This is a genomic window from Mesorhizobium sp. WSM4814 (assembly GCF_055811595.1).
The window spans coordinates 229,534-243,098 of record NZ_JBVVQT010000001.1 but is presented as its reverse complement, the minus strand read 5'-3'; the positions used below and the strand labels follow the sequence as shown (position 1 = coordinate 243,098).

Annotated in this window: 13 protein-coding genes; 8 read left to right on the top strand and 5 right to left on the bottom strand. The window is 60.9% G+C overall.

The window, feature by feature from the left end; translation table 11 throughout:
- The first annotated feature begins 152 nt into the window (after positions 1–152).
- The 6 genes from AC0L2V_RS01050 (at position 153) to AC0L2V_RS01025 (ending at position 7,122) form a co-directional block, all read left to right on the top strand.
- Entirely contained in the window at positions 153–1,253 is a 1,101-nt protein-coding gene (locus AC0L2V_RS01050) for an ABC transporter substrate-binding protein (protein WP_473519178.1), read from the top strand.
- Between the two features lie 72 nt (positions 1,254–1,325).
- Positions 1,326–2,366: an ABC transporter ATP-binding protein gene (locus AC0L2V_RS01045; protein WP_473519176.1), complete on the top strand. Its 1,041-nt coding sequence runs from the start codon at positions 1,326–1,328 to the stop codon at positions 2,364–2,366.
- Between the two features lie 2 nt (positions 2,367–2,368).
- Positions 2,369–3,220, top strand: a complete 852-nt coding sequence (locus AC0L2V_RS01040; RefSeq protein WP_473519175.1) for an ABC transporter permease — start codon at positions 2,369–2,371, stop codon at positions 3,218–3,220.
- Positions 3,220–4,014, top strand: coding sequence for an ABC transporter permease (locus AC0L2V_RS01035; RefSeq protein ID WP_473519391.1), 795 nt, complete (start codon positions 3,220–3,222; stop codon positions 4,012–4,014). The genes AC0L2V_RS01040 and AC0L2V_RS01035 overlap by 1 nt, the downstream gene beginning before the upstream one ends.
- 130 nt (positions 4,015–4,144) lie before the next feature.
- Complete coding sequence (locus AC0L2V_RS01030; RefSeq protein WP_473519174.1) at positions 4,145–5,815, top strand: amidohydrolase; 1,671 nt, start codon at positions 4,145–4,147, stop codon at positions 5,813–5,815.
- A 344-nt stretch (positions 5,816–6,159) separates the two neighbouring features.
- Positions 6,160–7,122 carry a LysR family transcriptional regulator gene (locus AC0L2V_RS01025; protein WP_473519173.1) on the top strand — a complete coding sequence of 321 codons (963 nt, stop codon included), beginning with the start codon at positions 6,160–6,162 and terminating at the stop codon, positions 7,120–7,122.
- A 107-nt stretch (positions 7,123–7,229) separates the two neighbouring features.
- On the opposite strand, the gene AC0L2V_RS01020 is transcribed toward AC0L2V_RS01025, so the two are convergent.
- Complete coding sequence (locus AC0L2V_RS01020; protein WP_473519172.1) at positions 7,230–9,002, bottom strand: SLC13 family permease; 1,773 nt, start codon at positions 9,000–9,002, stop codon at positions 7,230–7,232.
- A gap of 489 nt (positions 9,003–9,491) precedes the next feature.
- Between AC0L2V_RS01020 and AC0L2V_RS01015 the strand changes: the two genes are divergently transcribed.
- Together AC0L2V_RS01015 and AC0L2V_RS01010 are read left to right on the top strand one after the other, a co-directional pair.
- Entirely contained in the window at positions 9,492–10,061 is a 570-nt protein-coding gene (locus AC0L2V_RS01015; protein WP_128174323.1) for a peroxidase-related enzyme, read from the top strand.
- A gap of 2 nt (positions 10,062–10,063) precedes the next feature.
- A complete protein-coding gene (locus tag AC0L2V_RS01010) occupies positions 10,064–10,453 on the top strand; it encodes a rhodanese-like domain-containing protein (RefSeq protein WP_287219980.1) in 390 nt (129 codons plus the stop codon).
- Positions 10,454–10,472: 19 nt separating this feature from the next.
- On the opposite strand, the gene AC0L2V_RS01005 is transcribed toward AC0L2V_RS01010, so the two are convergent.
- The 4 genes from AC0L2V_RS01005 to AC0L2V_RS00990 form a co-directional block, all read right to left on the bottom strand.
- Positions 10,473–11,009, bottom strand: coding sequence for an RES family NAD+ phosphorylase (locus AC0L2V_RS01005; RefSeq protein ID WP_473519171.1), 537 nt, complete (start codon positions 11,007–11,009; stop codon positions 10,473–10,475).
- 48 nt (positions 11,010–11,057) lie between these two features.
- Positions 11,058–11,747: a hypothetical protein gene (locus AC0L2V_RS01000; RefSeq protein WP_473519170.1), complete on the bottom strand. Its 690-nt coding sequence runs from the start codon at positions 11,745–11,747 to the stop codon at positions 11,058–11,060.
- Positions 11,748–12,003: 256 nt separating this feature from the next.
- Entirely contained in the window at positions 12,004–12,261 is a 258-nt protein-coding gene (locus AC0L2V_RS00995; protein WP_473519169.1) for a hypothetical protein, read from the bottom strand.
- Positions 12,262–12,369: 108 nt separating this feature from the next.
- Entirely contained in the window at positions 12,370–13,263 is an 894-nt protein-coding gene (locus AC0L2V_RS00990; protein WP_473519168.1) for a complex I NDUFA9 subunit family protein, read from the bottom strand.
- Positions 13,264–13,565 lie beyond the last annotated feature (302 nt).

The following is a 13,565-nucleotide window of genomic DNA, read 5'->3' as shown; positions in this document are numbered from 1 at the left end:
AACACTCCTGATGGAACAGCTCGACTTTAATGAGCGGAGATCAGGGTTTAGTTCGGGTTTTTCCGAAGTGACCGGGGTCATATCCCGATTTACTTCCGCAATGCGATCGTTGACGCTCTGTTGTTAATGGATGCCAAAAAAAGGGGAGCACCATGTTTAACGGCAGCATCATCAACAGGCCTATCCGGCGCCGTCAGCTTCTGACGGGGCTTTCCGCCCTGGGGCTGGCGCCGATGATCGGCGGTTTTCCAAACATAGCACGCGCGCAAGAGAAGAAGTTGCGCATTGGCGTGTATGGCGGATATTTCAAGGACACATTCGATGCCGAGGTTTATCCTGACTTCACCGCCGCCACCGGCATCGCGGTCGAGAGCGTGGCCGAGCCGACCGGCGAAGTCTGGCTGATCCAGCTCCAGCAGGCGGAAAAGGCCGGCAAGTCACCGGTGGATGTTTCGATGATGGCAGGGGTGCCGGTAATTCGCGGCATCAATTCAGGGCTTTGGGCGCCGCTCGACCCGAAAAAGATGCCCAATATGAAACACGTCAAGCAAAACCTGGTCAGTTCGACTGCCACCGGCGAGGTCGCCGCCGTCGCAGCCACCAGTTGGTACATCACCCTGGTTTCAAACACGGAGGTTTACAAGGAAGCCCCGACCTCCTGGAAGGATATCTGGGATCCGAAATACAAGGACAGCCTTGGACTGCTTGCCAATGTCGGCAATTCGTATCTTCTTGAAGTTGCGGCCAAGGTCTACTTCGGCGGCATCAATCATCTCGATACCGATGAGGGAATCCGCCAGGCGGCCGCGAAAGTGGGCGAATTGAAGCCCAATGTCCGTCTCTGGTACCGGGACGAAGCGCAGTTCGAACAGGCACTCAAGTCCGGCGAAATTCCGATGGGACAGTATTACCACGATGTGACCGGCCTGGCGATCAAGGACGGTTTCCCGGTCCGCTCCACCATGCCTGTCGAAGGGGGGATTTACGATTACGGCTCCTGGGCAGCCACGAAGTCGTCTGCACTGGATCTTGCACATGTCTATATCGATTACATGTCGCAGCCCTCCATCCAGGCAAAACTCGCCCGGAAGCTTGGCAGCGCCCCGGTCGTCGATCGTGGGCTGACAGATCTCACCGACGAGGAATTCAACGCCGTTTCCTCAAGCATCGACCCCATCACGCCGCATTACAAGATGCAGGCGCTGAAGACGGACTTCATCAACCAGGTCTGGAGCGAGATGCTGCAGGGCTGATCCGCCCTCGCATCGCAAAACAGGATCGCGACGCGGTGCTGCGCACCGCTCGCTTTGCCGGGAGCTAACCACATGTCTGGATTGGCGATCCACAAGATCAACAAGGCGTATGGTCCAGTCAACGCCCTGAGCAACATCTCACTCAACGTGGAAAACGGAAAATTCTTGTGCCTGCTAGGTCCGTCCGGCTGCGGCAAGTCCACCCTCCTGCGGATTATAGCCGGGCTGGAAAGCGCCTCCGACGGCAGGATCGTTCTCGATGGGAGCGATATTACCAAAGTCCCGGCCCATCTGCGGGACTTTGGCATGGTGTTCCAGTCACTCGCGCTGTTTCCTCATCTCTCCGTGGGCGAAAACATCGCCTATCCCTTGCGCATCCGTGGCGCGTCGAAGGACATCCAGAAGGCGGAAGTCGCGCGGCTTCTCAATCTTGTGCATCTGCCGGGCGTTGCCGACCGGGCCATTACTCAGCTTTCGGGCGGTCAGCGCCAGCGCATCGCGATGGCGCGAGCGCTGGCGTTGAAGCCAAAGCTGTTTCTTCTCGACGAGCCAATGTCGGCGCTGGATGCCAAGTTGCGCGAGGCCATGCAGGTCGAACTAAAACGTCTGCAGCAGGAGCTTGGCATCACGACCTTCCTGGTCACCCACGACCAGAGAGAGGCGATGACGACTGCAGACCTCGTGGTCGTCATGTCGGGCGGCGTCATCCAGCAGGTAGCGCCGCCGCTGGAGATCTATCGCAAGCCGGCGAATGCCTTCGTCGCGGATTTCATCGGCGCCGCAAATCTGATCGACGGCAAGGTCATCGCCAATGGACGCGTCAGCGTTCCCGGCGGCGAGGTCGCTGGTATGGATGCCCCCTCATCAGGCACCCTCACCTTCTCGGTTCGGCCCGAAGATCTCGAGCTGCGCGAGGAGGCAAGCGACAGCAGCATGTCCGGGCGCATCGCCTTCACCCGCCATCTGGGGGCAGCGGTCGAGGTCAATGTCGCTGTCCAGGGCATGTCCAAGGATCTGATCGTGGCACTCCCGCCGCGCAAGGAGAGCAGGCTGGCTGTCGGGCAGGCGGTGCATGTTCATGTTCCTGGCGCCGCCTGCGTCGTTCTGCGGTGAGCATGAGCGTCGCCAAACCCCAGTCGATGGCAGGATACCTGCCGCTTGCCGTTCCCGCAGCGCTGCTGATCCTGTTCTTCGTCGTGCCCTTTGGCTCGATGATCCTGATTTCTTTCTACAAGAATGCCGGTGGCGGCCTCACCGAGGCCATGCTTACCCTGGAAAACTATCAGCGTCTGATCAGCCCGTTCTTTGTCGGCCTGCTCATAGCATCCTTCGGCCTGGCGCTGGCCGTTGCAGCCATCTCCATCCTGATCGCCTTTCCGTTTTCTTATCTGCTGGTCAATGCGCCACGTTCGACGCAGGTGTTCTGGCTGATCTTCCTGTTGTCTGTGCTGTCGCTCTCGGAATCGATCATTGGCTTTGCCTGGTCAACGCTTCTGTCGCGGACAGCCGGCATCAGCAACCTGCTGGTGTTTGCAGGCCTGCTCGACAAACCGGCCTCCTATGCGCCTGGGCTGGGGGCGCTTGTCTCAGGCGTCGTCTACACGGCGTTCCCGTATGCGGTTCTCGTGCTCTACCCGATTCTGTCACGGGTGGACCCGCACATCGAAGAGGCCGCCCGGACGCTTGGCACGTCGCCGCTTCGCACATTCTTCATCGTCGTCCTGCCCATGCAGCGAAACACGATCATCACGACCTTCCTGATGATCATGGTCTTCACGCTCGGCACCTATCTGATGCCTCAGATCCTGGGTCGACCCCAACACTGGACGCTCTCGGTGGTCATCAGCGACCAGGCTCTCATGCAGTCGAACATTCCGTTTGCCGCGGCACTCGCGGTGTTCCTGGTGATCGCGACCATGCTCATCGTCGCCACTGTCGTCCTGTTCGGCCGCAAGGCGCGCGCATGATGACCCAGGCCCTGGTTCGCCGCATCTTCTTCAGCCTACTGGCGCTGATCATGGCGGCGCCGCTGCTCGTCGTCCTGGGCGTCTCCATCAATTCGAAGAAGTCGCTCACCTTCCCGCCGCAGGGTTTCAACATGGGTTGGTATCTGGATCTGTTCCGGATGCCGGATTGGTCGGGAGCCTTGCTCAACAGCACGATCATCGCGCTGTTTTCGGCAAGCTTTGCAGTGGCAATCGCCTTTCCGCTTGCCTGGTTCAATTGGCGCTACCGGCTCGGATGGGTCAAGGCCATCCTGGCGATCGGCCTGATCCCCTTCCTCCTGCCGCCGGTGATCACGGCAATGGGCTTCCTGTCTTTCTGGACGCAGACCGGCCTGTACGGGCAATACTGGACCGTCGTCGTCAGCCACGGCATCTTCCTCGTTTCCCTGCCGCTCGTGGCTTTAGCGCTCGGCTTCGGCTCGCTCGATGACAGCCTGTCGGAGGCAGCCGCGACGATGGGTGCGGATAACAGCACCATCCTCAGGACGGTAGTCCTGCCGCTGGTCCGCCCCTATGTGATTTCCGGATTTGCCTTCGCCTTTGTCGTGTCGCTGAATGAATATCTGGTGGCCTACATGACCGTTGGCCCCGTTCTCGAAACGCTGCCGATGAAGATCTTCAACTCGCTGCGCTATGGCTACACGCCGGTCATGGCCTCGGCGTCGATCTTTTTCGTTGTCGTCACCGTTGTCATCTTCTCGCTGGTCGCCCGGCTCGGTGACCTCCCGAGACTGCTCGGAGCACACACAAAATGACTGCATTTCGCAGGGCATTGGCCGATGCGACGCGGCCGCTTCGAGGTGACCGAGACCTGCCGCAACTTCACCGTTGAACAGCAACAGGCACGGCGCCAGGGGATACAGGCGCCTGAAAGAGGAAACACGCATGGCCGTTTCAGCAGACATGATCATCACCAATGGCCGGGTCATTTCGATGAATCCGGATCTGCCGCATGCGGAAGCGATTGCAATTGCCGGCGGTCGCATCCTGACCGTCGGCAGCAACAGCGAGATTGCCGCCTATCGCACGACCGGGACTCGGGTCATCGACGCGGGTGGCGGAACAGTGACACCCGGCATCAACGAAAGCCATATTCATCTATTCGGCGGCTCGGCGAAGCTCGACCAACTATCCCTCTTTGACGTGAAGGGATATGACGCGATGAAGGCGGCTGTCGATGCTTATGCAGCATCGAATCCCACCGAGCCGCTCTTGATGGCCAATGGTTGCGACTACACCATTCTTGGGAACGGCCGCAGCGTCGACCGGCACGTTCTGGACTCCATCCTGGCCGATCGGCCGCTCGCCGTGATGTCGCCTGACCACCATACTGTCTGGGCCAATACGATCGCGCTGACCAAGGCGGGACTTCTGGAAGGCCGCCGCCTTCCCTCCGGCAACGAGATCGTGATGGGCGGCGACGGCCTGGCCAATGGCGAGTTGCGTGAACACTATGCTTTTGATGACGTGATCGCACTTAGCGCCAACGGTGGGCGCGATATGCTGGGCTTGAGCACCGGTGACGAACCGAAACCCGTGCCTTCTGCTGCTGACCGGGCCTGTGATCGCGGGCTGCTGAAGCGCGGTCTCCAGCATCTGGCATCGCACGGTATCACCAGCTTCCAGAACATGGATGGCAACCGTTATCAGCTTGAATTGCTGTCCGAGATTCAGGCGGAGGGCGGCTTGATCTGCCGCGGGCGCGTACCTCTGCATTATGTAAGCGGCGACATCGATGAACAGATGGACAAGGCTGCACAGATGCGTGCTGAGTTCGGCGGAGAGTGGCTGAATTCCGGCACCGTGAAGGTGTTCATGGATGGCGTGCTCGATTCCCACACGGCAGTCATGTACGACGATTACGATGATCGCCCCGGCTGGAAAGGCGAGCCGCGCTTCGACCAGGCAATTTTCGACCACATCTGCATCGCAGCGGATAAGCGTGGCTTGCAGGTCGCAGTCCACGCAATCGGCGACGGCGCGGTGTCGAGCGTCATTGACGGGTTTGCTGCCGCGCGGCGCGCCAATGGCGCGCGCGACACCCGCCACCGGATCGAGCACATCGAAGTGGTGCGCGATGGCGACATTGGCCGAATGGCGGAGATGAAAATCGTCGCATCCATGCAGCCTACAGTTCCACCCGGCCAGATGGGCTTGCCACTCGAGCCGACGCTCTCGCGCATCGGAGCCAAAAACTGGGCGCGCGCTTACGCCTGGCGCGCTATCCGCGACGCTGGCATCGATCTCATCTTCTCTACCGATTGGCCGGTCTCTCCCGTCTCCCCCATCCTGTCGATGCATTCGGCGATGACACGCGAGCCATGGAGAGACGACCTTCCGGACAATCGGCAGACACTTATGGAAGTGCTCGACGCCTATACGGTACGGGGAGCCTATGCCGAATTCGCGGAGACCTGGAAAGGCCAACTAAAGCCAGGCTTTGCCGCCGACATCGTCATCTGGAGCAGCGATCTTGAAAGCCTTGATCCGGAAGCAATCGTAAACGTGGCACCGCTCTACACGATCTGCGCTGGCCAGGTGACTTACGCTGCATAGGTTCGTCTGCACAGAGGATTTGGTCTTTGACTGAGCCTGAAGGAGGCTGTGACGGTTGCCGCCGACCGATCTCCTCCTGCCAATCTCGAGGGTTTGCGATATAAGCCACCACGTCTTCGTCATCCCAAGGGCCAAGCAAGGAGCGAAGCGACGCGGCGCAGACCCTGGGATGACGAAGTGGAAGGATGGTTCAGCCAATCTCGAGGGTTCGCGATTTGCCACTGAAATTGGCTGAGAGGAATTGTCGACGGTCGCCGCCGATCGGCCCAACCTGTCAAAATCACCGTGCAGAGGAACTAGGTGGTGTGGGCGACAAAACGATCCAGAGTGGCGGAGGAGGAAAAATGCGCAAATCGGACAGCAATGCGCGCAGTGCGATCTCCGTCGACAATGCCGACATCCGTCTCATCCGCATTTTCATGCGGGTCGTGGAAGCGGGTGGACTTTCGGCAGCGCAAGCGGATCTGAACCTTTCGCTCTCGACCATCTCGGAGAAGATATCTGCACTGGAACAGCGCTTGGGGGTTACCCTTTGCAAGCGCGGGCGCGGCGGCTTTCAACTGACGGAAAGTGGCCGTCTGGTTTTCGATGAATGCCAGCGGCTGTTTGGCTCTCTGGATCTGTTCAGCCGCAAGGTGGCAGGCTTGCGCTCCAATCTTGGCGGCAGCCTTTCCATTGGCCTCCTCGACAACGTCATTACGGATCCCAGATCGTCTCTGGCGGAGACAATCGCAAAACTGGTCGAGGTTGCACCGGCGCTGCATCTTCTCATCGAAACCAAGTCGCCCGGAGAACTGCTGCGGGACGTGGTTGCCCAGAAGCTCGATCTTGTCGTCGGCAGTTTCCCGCGCATGGCGCTGGGACTTGCCTATATCGATCTCTATGAGGAGACCCAGAACTTCTATTGCGGCGCAGGACATCCGCTGTTTTCTCTTGCGGACCAAAGCATCGATATTGATCGGGTGCGCATGCACCGGATTATCGCACGCAGCTATTGGGCGGCGCGCGACATCAAGATTTTTGCGATCTCGACCCCGCACGCCACGGTGTCGAACATGGAGGCCGAGGCGTTCCTGATCCTGTCTGGATGCTATTTGGGCTACCTTCCGGACCACTATGCGGAGCAGTTCGTGCAAACCCGGCGGATCAGGCCAATTCGCCCGGACATTTTTTCTTACAGGGCCAAGTTTCAGATCGCCACCACGGAGGATTGGAAGAGCCGTCCGACTGTCAGAACGTTTGTCGAGATCATGTCCAACCAAATTAGGGATGCAGAAGCTGGCCGGAAGCGCCCCGAATGCAATTGACAACTCGGCAAGACGGTTCACATGCGTTTCCGGGCTCCGATCACCACCTGCGGGAAATATTGCGCGTAAGGCGACGATGCCGCCAGGATCGCACCGTCCGCCGCATATCAGTTCATCGGCCAAACGATCATGAGCATCGGCACGGCAACAATGACGACGAGGAACGATAGCGGCAGTCCCAGGCGTGGATAGTCGCTGAAACGGTAGCCGCCCGGCCCCATGACGAGCGTGTTGCACTGGTGGCCTATCGGAGTGAGAAAATCGCAGCCGGCGCCAATGGCGACTGCCATCAGAAATGCTTCCGGCCTGTAGCCGAGATCGCCGGCAAACGCGGCGGCGATGGGCGCCATGACCAGAACGGTGGCGGCATTGTTGAGGAATGGCGTAACGGCCATCGCGGCGACAAGGATGAGCGTCAATGCGCCGGGCGCCGGAAGAATGGTCCCCAGTTTGGCAAGCTCGCCGGCAATGACGCCTGTCGCCCCTGTACTGCGTAGCGAATCGCTCACCGGAATGAGAACGGCGAGCATGACGAGGATTGGACCGTCCAGTGATTGGTAGACGTCCCGGACCGGGATGACCTTGAAAAGCACCATCCCGACCGCGGCCGTAAAGAAAGCGACGGAGACCGGGAGCAGCCCGAGCGCAGTCGCCACCATGGCGAGAGCAAGGATGGTTACCGGCACAACACCTTTGCGGACGCTGCCAAGCAGGATAGCCCTTTCTGCCAGCGGCAGGCAGCCGAGTTCACGCAGTATCTCGGGTATCGTCGCTGCATTGCCCTGCAGCACGATGACGTCGCCCAGCCTCAGCTGGATTTCGGCCAGCCTGCGGTCGGGGCGCTCGCCGTGACGGCTGACAGCCAGGAGGTTGACATTGAAGCGGTGATAGAGGGCAAGGCGCTGGGCCGTCCAGCCGATCAACGGGGAGTTTTCACCGATGACGGCTTCGATAGCGACCAGCTCGCCGGCCGTATCATCCCCGCCGGCCCTGCTGCCCGTAACGCTGAGCTTGCCCTGGGAGACAAGGCGATCCAGCGCCCCTGGGTCGCCCTCGAGCAGCAGAATGTCGTGCATCTTGAGGACAACGTCGGGCAGTGGCGTCATCCGCATGGTCCGGTTGCGCAGGATCGACGTCACGACAGCATCGCCGCCGGAAAGCTTCATGAGGTCTGCGACGGTTTTGCCGAGCACAGTGGAATCGCGGACAATGCGGGCCTCTGTCAGGTAATTCTTGATATCGATGGCTTCATTCACCGACCCGCCCAGCTTTTCGCGCACCGGCAACAGCCAATAGAAAAACACCAGGAAGATCGTTCCTGCGGCGGCCAGGGCGGCTCCAACAGGTGTAAAATCGAACATTGTGAAGGCGGTGCCGGTCAGTTCCTCCCGCACCCGCGACACAACGACATTGGGAGATGTCCCCACCTGCGTCATGAGTCCACCGAGCAGCGACCCGAACGCCATAGGCATCAGGAATATCGACGGTGAAACGCTCGACCGGCGCGCGAACTGGAAAGCTATCGGGATCATGATCGCGAGCGCACCGATATTCTTTACAAAGGCAGACAGGATCGTGACCACGATCACCAGCAGCGCCAGTTGCGAGCGAACGCCCGACAGGTTCGGAGCGAAACGCCTGATGGCGACTTCCATGATGCCCGAGCGTGCGATGCCTGCGCTCACCAGCAGGGCACTGCCGACAATGACCACGATATCGTCGCTGAACCCGCTGAAGGCCTCGTCAAAAGGCACGATGCCAACCGCGAGTGCGGACAACAGTGCCGCGGCTGCAACCAGATCATATCGATACCGACCCCACACGAGCGCCGCCATCATTACGAAGATAACGGCGAACGACAGAATTTGCGGCGTAGTCATGTCTTCGGATGCCCCGCCGCTTGTGCGGCTGATCAGAACGGCCAAACCGCCGTTTTGTTGCTTTCGCTGGTCACGGCTTTGCTAGCACGGTTGCGTGCCTGCCAATAAGCCCGTGTCGAGCAATGTTCCCGACTTTCGCAGCCATGGTCCTGGGGTGACGCTTTTCAACCTGGCCGGCGGCTGGCCGCTCCGACTTTATAGCGATAGCTGTCATCCTCGCTAGTGCGCGCTGCGCGATGTTCGGCCGCGATCGACCCGCCGCTCTCCGCAACCATGCGATACACTGCCTCCACCCCGCCGACGATGTGATCGCGCGTGCGCACATAGTCGACGCAGGAGTCCCGCATCGTCCACAGCGATTGGAACTCGCGCGGCGACTGCGAGACCACCGCATCCTCGGCACTTCCAGCCCTTCCATGAGGCTCGCCGAAAAGCGTTCGATGGCCTAAAGCTGATCGCATTGACGGCCGTGCAAGGGAGAGAACACAGATGACCGCGCCCGCTATAAGCCGCTTCCCCGTTCCCGAGATCGCCGGCCTTCCCGACGACATCCGCGAACGGATACTCGCCGTGCAGGAGAAGTCGGGATTCGTGCCCAACGTCTTCCTCGTGCTTGCGCATCGGCCGGACGAGTTCCGCGCCTTCTTCGCCTATCACGACGCGCTGATGGACAAGCCCGGCCCGATCACCAAGGCCGAGCGGGAGATGATCGTCGTGGCCACGAGCAATGCCAATCAGTGCCAGTACTGCGTGGTCGCCCATGGCGCGATCCTGCGCATTCGCGCAAAGAACCCGCTGATCGCCGATCAGGTGGCCACCAACTACCGCAAGGCCGACATCACCCCGCGCCAGATGGCAATGCTCGATTTCGCCATGAAGGTTTCCGCGCGCGCCTACGAGGTCGGCGACGCGGACATCGCCGACCTCAAGATGCATGGCTTCACCGACGAGGACGCCTGGGACATCGCGGCCATCGCCGCCTTCTTCGCCATGTCAAACCGGCTGGCCAACGTCACCAGCATGAGGCCGAACGACGAGTTCTACGCGATGGGGCGCTGACCATGCCGAAGGGATACAAGGACCTGCTGGCCGACGCCGATGCGGTCGTCCGCTCGGTCGAGGCAGCGGACATGGCTACCATTCCCGACGGCGTTGTCATGGTCGACATCCGGGATCCGCGGGAACTGGAGCGCGAGGGCATGATCCCCGGCGCGTTCCATGCGCCGCGCGGCATGCTCGAATTCTGGATCGACCCGGAAAGCCCCTACCACAAGCCGATATTCGCCGAGCCCAGGACCTTTGTGTTTTACTGCGCGTCCGGCTGGCGCTCGCTGCTCGCCGCCAAGGTCGCGCAGGAGATGGGACTTGACGCGCGCAGCCTGCGCGGCGGCTTCTCGGAGTGGAAGAAGCGCGGCAATATCGTCGCCGAGAGACCGAGGAAGGACAGCTAGGCTCGACGACCGGCTCGCCCTATGGAGCCAGGCCGACACGGTAGCGTTCGGCGACCCGCCAGAACCAATCCTGGTCGAGGTCGATCTCGCGTGCCGCCTCCGCGATTGCATCTGCCGATCGCTCGAACAGCGCGTAGCAGACTTGGGCGTCGTCATGCCTGGCATGGTAGGCAATTCCATCAGCGCCAATTGGATGACCCGACAATGCGGTCGACCAAACCTGCGGCACGTCGTAGGGCAGTCCGCCCTGGGCGACTTCTGCGGTCGCCCCAAGGCGGGCGAGACCGGGCCCGGCAAGCCGGATCAATTTCAGGTCTCTTTGGACGATGAGGCGAACGTACGCCTTCCGCTGCAGCAGATCCGCGTCGATGAGCGTGTGCCCAGGAGTTCGCAGAAACGTCTCGGCGAACGCGCCGTTGATCTCCTTTGCGGCGTAGAGAACCCCATAGGAGGCGTCGGGAGCATTGAACCGCCCTTCGGTCGACCTGTCGAAGAAGATCGGCTCCCACTTGGCCGAGTAGAAGCGGTGAACCTCCTGCCCTGCCGGTAGCTTCACCAGTTCGGGCAGGCGGCCTGTCCAGGTCTGCGGGAGGGAGTGGCCCGCTCACGCCCCCTGCTCACCGTGCCGCCTCGCGGCTTCAAGCACGAGCTCGATCTGGCCGGATTTGAGAAGCTGGATGGGCTTGCGATTGCCCAGCCTTGCATCCGGCTGGGAAAGGAAGTTGAGCACCGCCCAGGAATTGCTGGTCTGCAAAGCCTCACGAACGGCTTTAAGCCCGGGTACAGCTGTGCCGTCGCGGTTGAACTGCAGCGTCGGATAGCTGCGACGGTTGCTGGGGCCGGGAACGGCAAGCAAGGAGCCGTCCTGCACTCGCTTGTCGATCGCCTGCCGGGAGACGCCGTGCAACAGGGTGCGGACCTGATCGAGGTCATAGGCACCGCCTGCGTCGCGCAGATCCTGCTGTGCAATACGGACACCTTCAAGCATCGCGCGGCTGCGCGCGTCAGGCTCGAATGCGGCCCTGTCCACTAACGGCTTGCGCTCAACCTGAGTATGCTGCGGGGCTCGCTCGACAACCTCGGTGATGCGAACCACACGACCGCGCACCGACTTCCTGATCGCGCTGACGGACTCCGGTTTTCCGGACACGATCGCCACATGTGCGCCGGCCGGCAGCTTGAACCCGGACAGCGCCTTGATCGGGTCACCCTTCATCGTGAACATTGTCAGCACGCCCGGGCCCTGTGTCTTCGCGGTGACGGCCGGTGCCTCGGCTCGCGTTTTGCCTGCCATGGGTTCTGCCTCCTGACGAGACAATATGGCGCTGCGAGCAACTTTGTCAACCTTGACAACCTTGACAATCAGTCTGGAATAGCCGCTCGCTGCCGGGAAAATTGCACCGTCTCGAACCGCATGTGGTCCTGCACAGGCTGGGCTTGCTCCACTGCCGCTGAGCGCGTCACCCATCACCATCAACGCGATCGCACCCGGCTATCTCGCGTGGACCCAGCAAATGGTGGAGCGAACTTGACGAAGCGGGGCCAAAGCATCAAGGCGCGCGATCGGTCAGCGCGCTTGCACCTTCCTCCGCGGCGCAATGTGCGCAGCAGTAGATGATGTCATCTTGTTCGACACCATGTCCGATGATCCGGCACCCGCAATGCGGGCAGAGCGGCGCAAGTTTCTGGATCGCGCATTCGAAGCTGTCGAACGCATAACTTTCCTCAGCCAGCGTCACTTCGAAAGCCTTGTCGTAGTCATTCCCGCATTGATCGCATCTGGCCATGGTTCTTTTCCTCTTCTTCATTGGTTCAAACTCGACCAACCCGCCGCATGGCGATAGGTTCCCGGCAGGATCGTAGAGTCCTGCCAAGGAGAGTCTTGCTAAATAAACAGGAGACCGGCCCGAGCAGCCTCACGCGCGCCGTTCGATCAAGCGGATCACCTCCTCGATGTCGCGCGGCGCGATGTCGAGTTCCTTCAGGCCCGGCGCGCCGATTGCGGCCACATTGTCGTGCCGCATAAGATCGACCTGGTTGCGCGTTATCGGCGCTCCCGGAAGGAGTTCCGCGACGCCGGCCAAGGCGTCCCACGCCGCAAACGGCACCGGCATCAGCCTGATGTGGGTATCGAGCTGTCGGGCGATCTCCCGCAGCAGTTCCTTATAGGTGTAGATGCGCGGGCCGCCGAATTCGAATATCGATGAGCCCTTGTGGTTTCGCCCGCCGATCAGCCGGCTGACTGCGTCTGCGACGTCTTCCACATAGACCGGCTGAAGCCGTGTGCCGCCATCGCCGAACAGCGGATAAACCGGCAGGAGACGTATCAGCCTGACAATCGTCGTGAGGAAAACGTCGTCAGGTCCCGTCATGACGGCGGGACGCACAATGATGGCGCCGGGAAATGCGCTCGCCACCGCCTCTTCTCCGCGCCCACGTGCCCTGATGTAGTTCGAATCCGATTGAGGATCGGAGCCGATCCCTGAAATCTGGACGAACCGGTCGACCTCGCCAGCGCGCGACGCGGCGGCAAGTTCAGCTGCGGCTTCCACATGCACGCGCTCAAACGTCTGGGCGCCCTGCTCGACGTAGAGACTGACGGCGTTCACGATCGCTTGTGATCCGTCAATGGCCGTCCCGATCGAGGACGCATCCAATATGTCCGCCTCGACGGCTTCGGGCGGCCTTGCCGTTGAGGAAAAAACCTGGCCCACACGAGCCGGGTGGCGGGATGCGGCGCGGACCGTGAAACCCCTTTCCAGGAGCCGCTTCACGATCCGGCGCCCGAGAAAACCTGTCCCGCCGAACACAGTGACGATCCGTTCTGTGTTGAGTCGTCAGGATCCATTTGCCTCGCTTTTCCCTTGGCTTTGCGTGCCCGCCGAGCGCCTGCCGCAAGGATCGCCTCTGGCCGGCGTACAACCCAGCCCCTTCGAACACCGGGACGGTTGGAGAACAACGCAGGAACGCTTTTTGTTCCAGTCGGCGCCGGGTTCGATCGAGAGACGGCCAATGTCGCTATGGACGGCGAGTGTTCGACGCTGGGTTGCCATGCTGTCCGTTTCATCCCCAGCCTCCATGCGCTGGCAACAAAACCGGACAACTCCTGTGC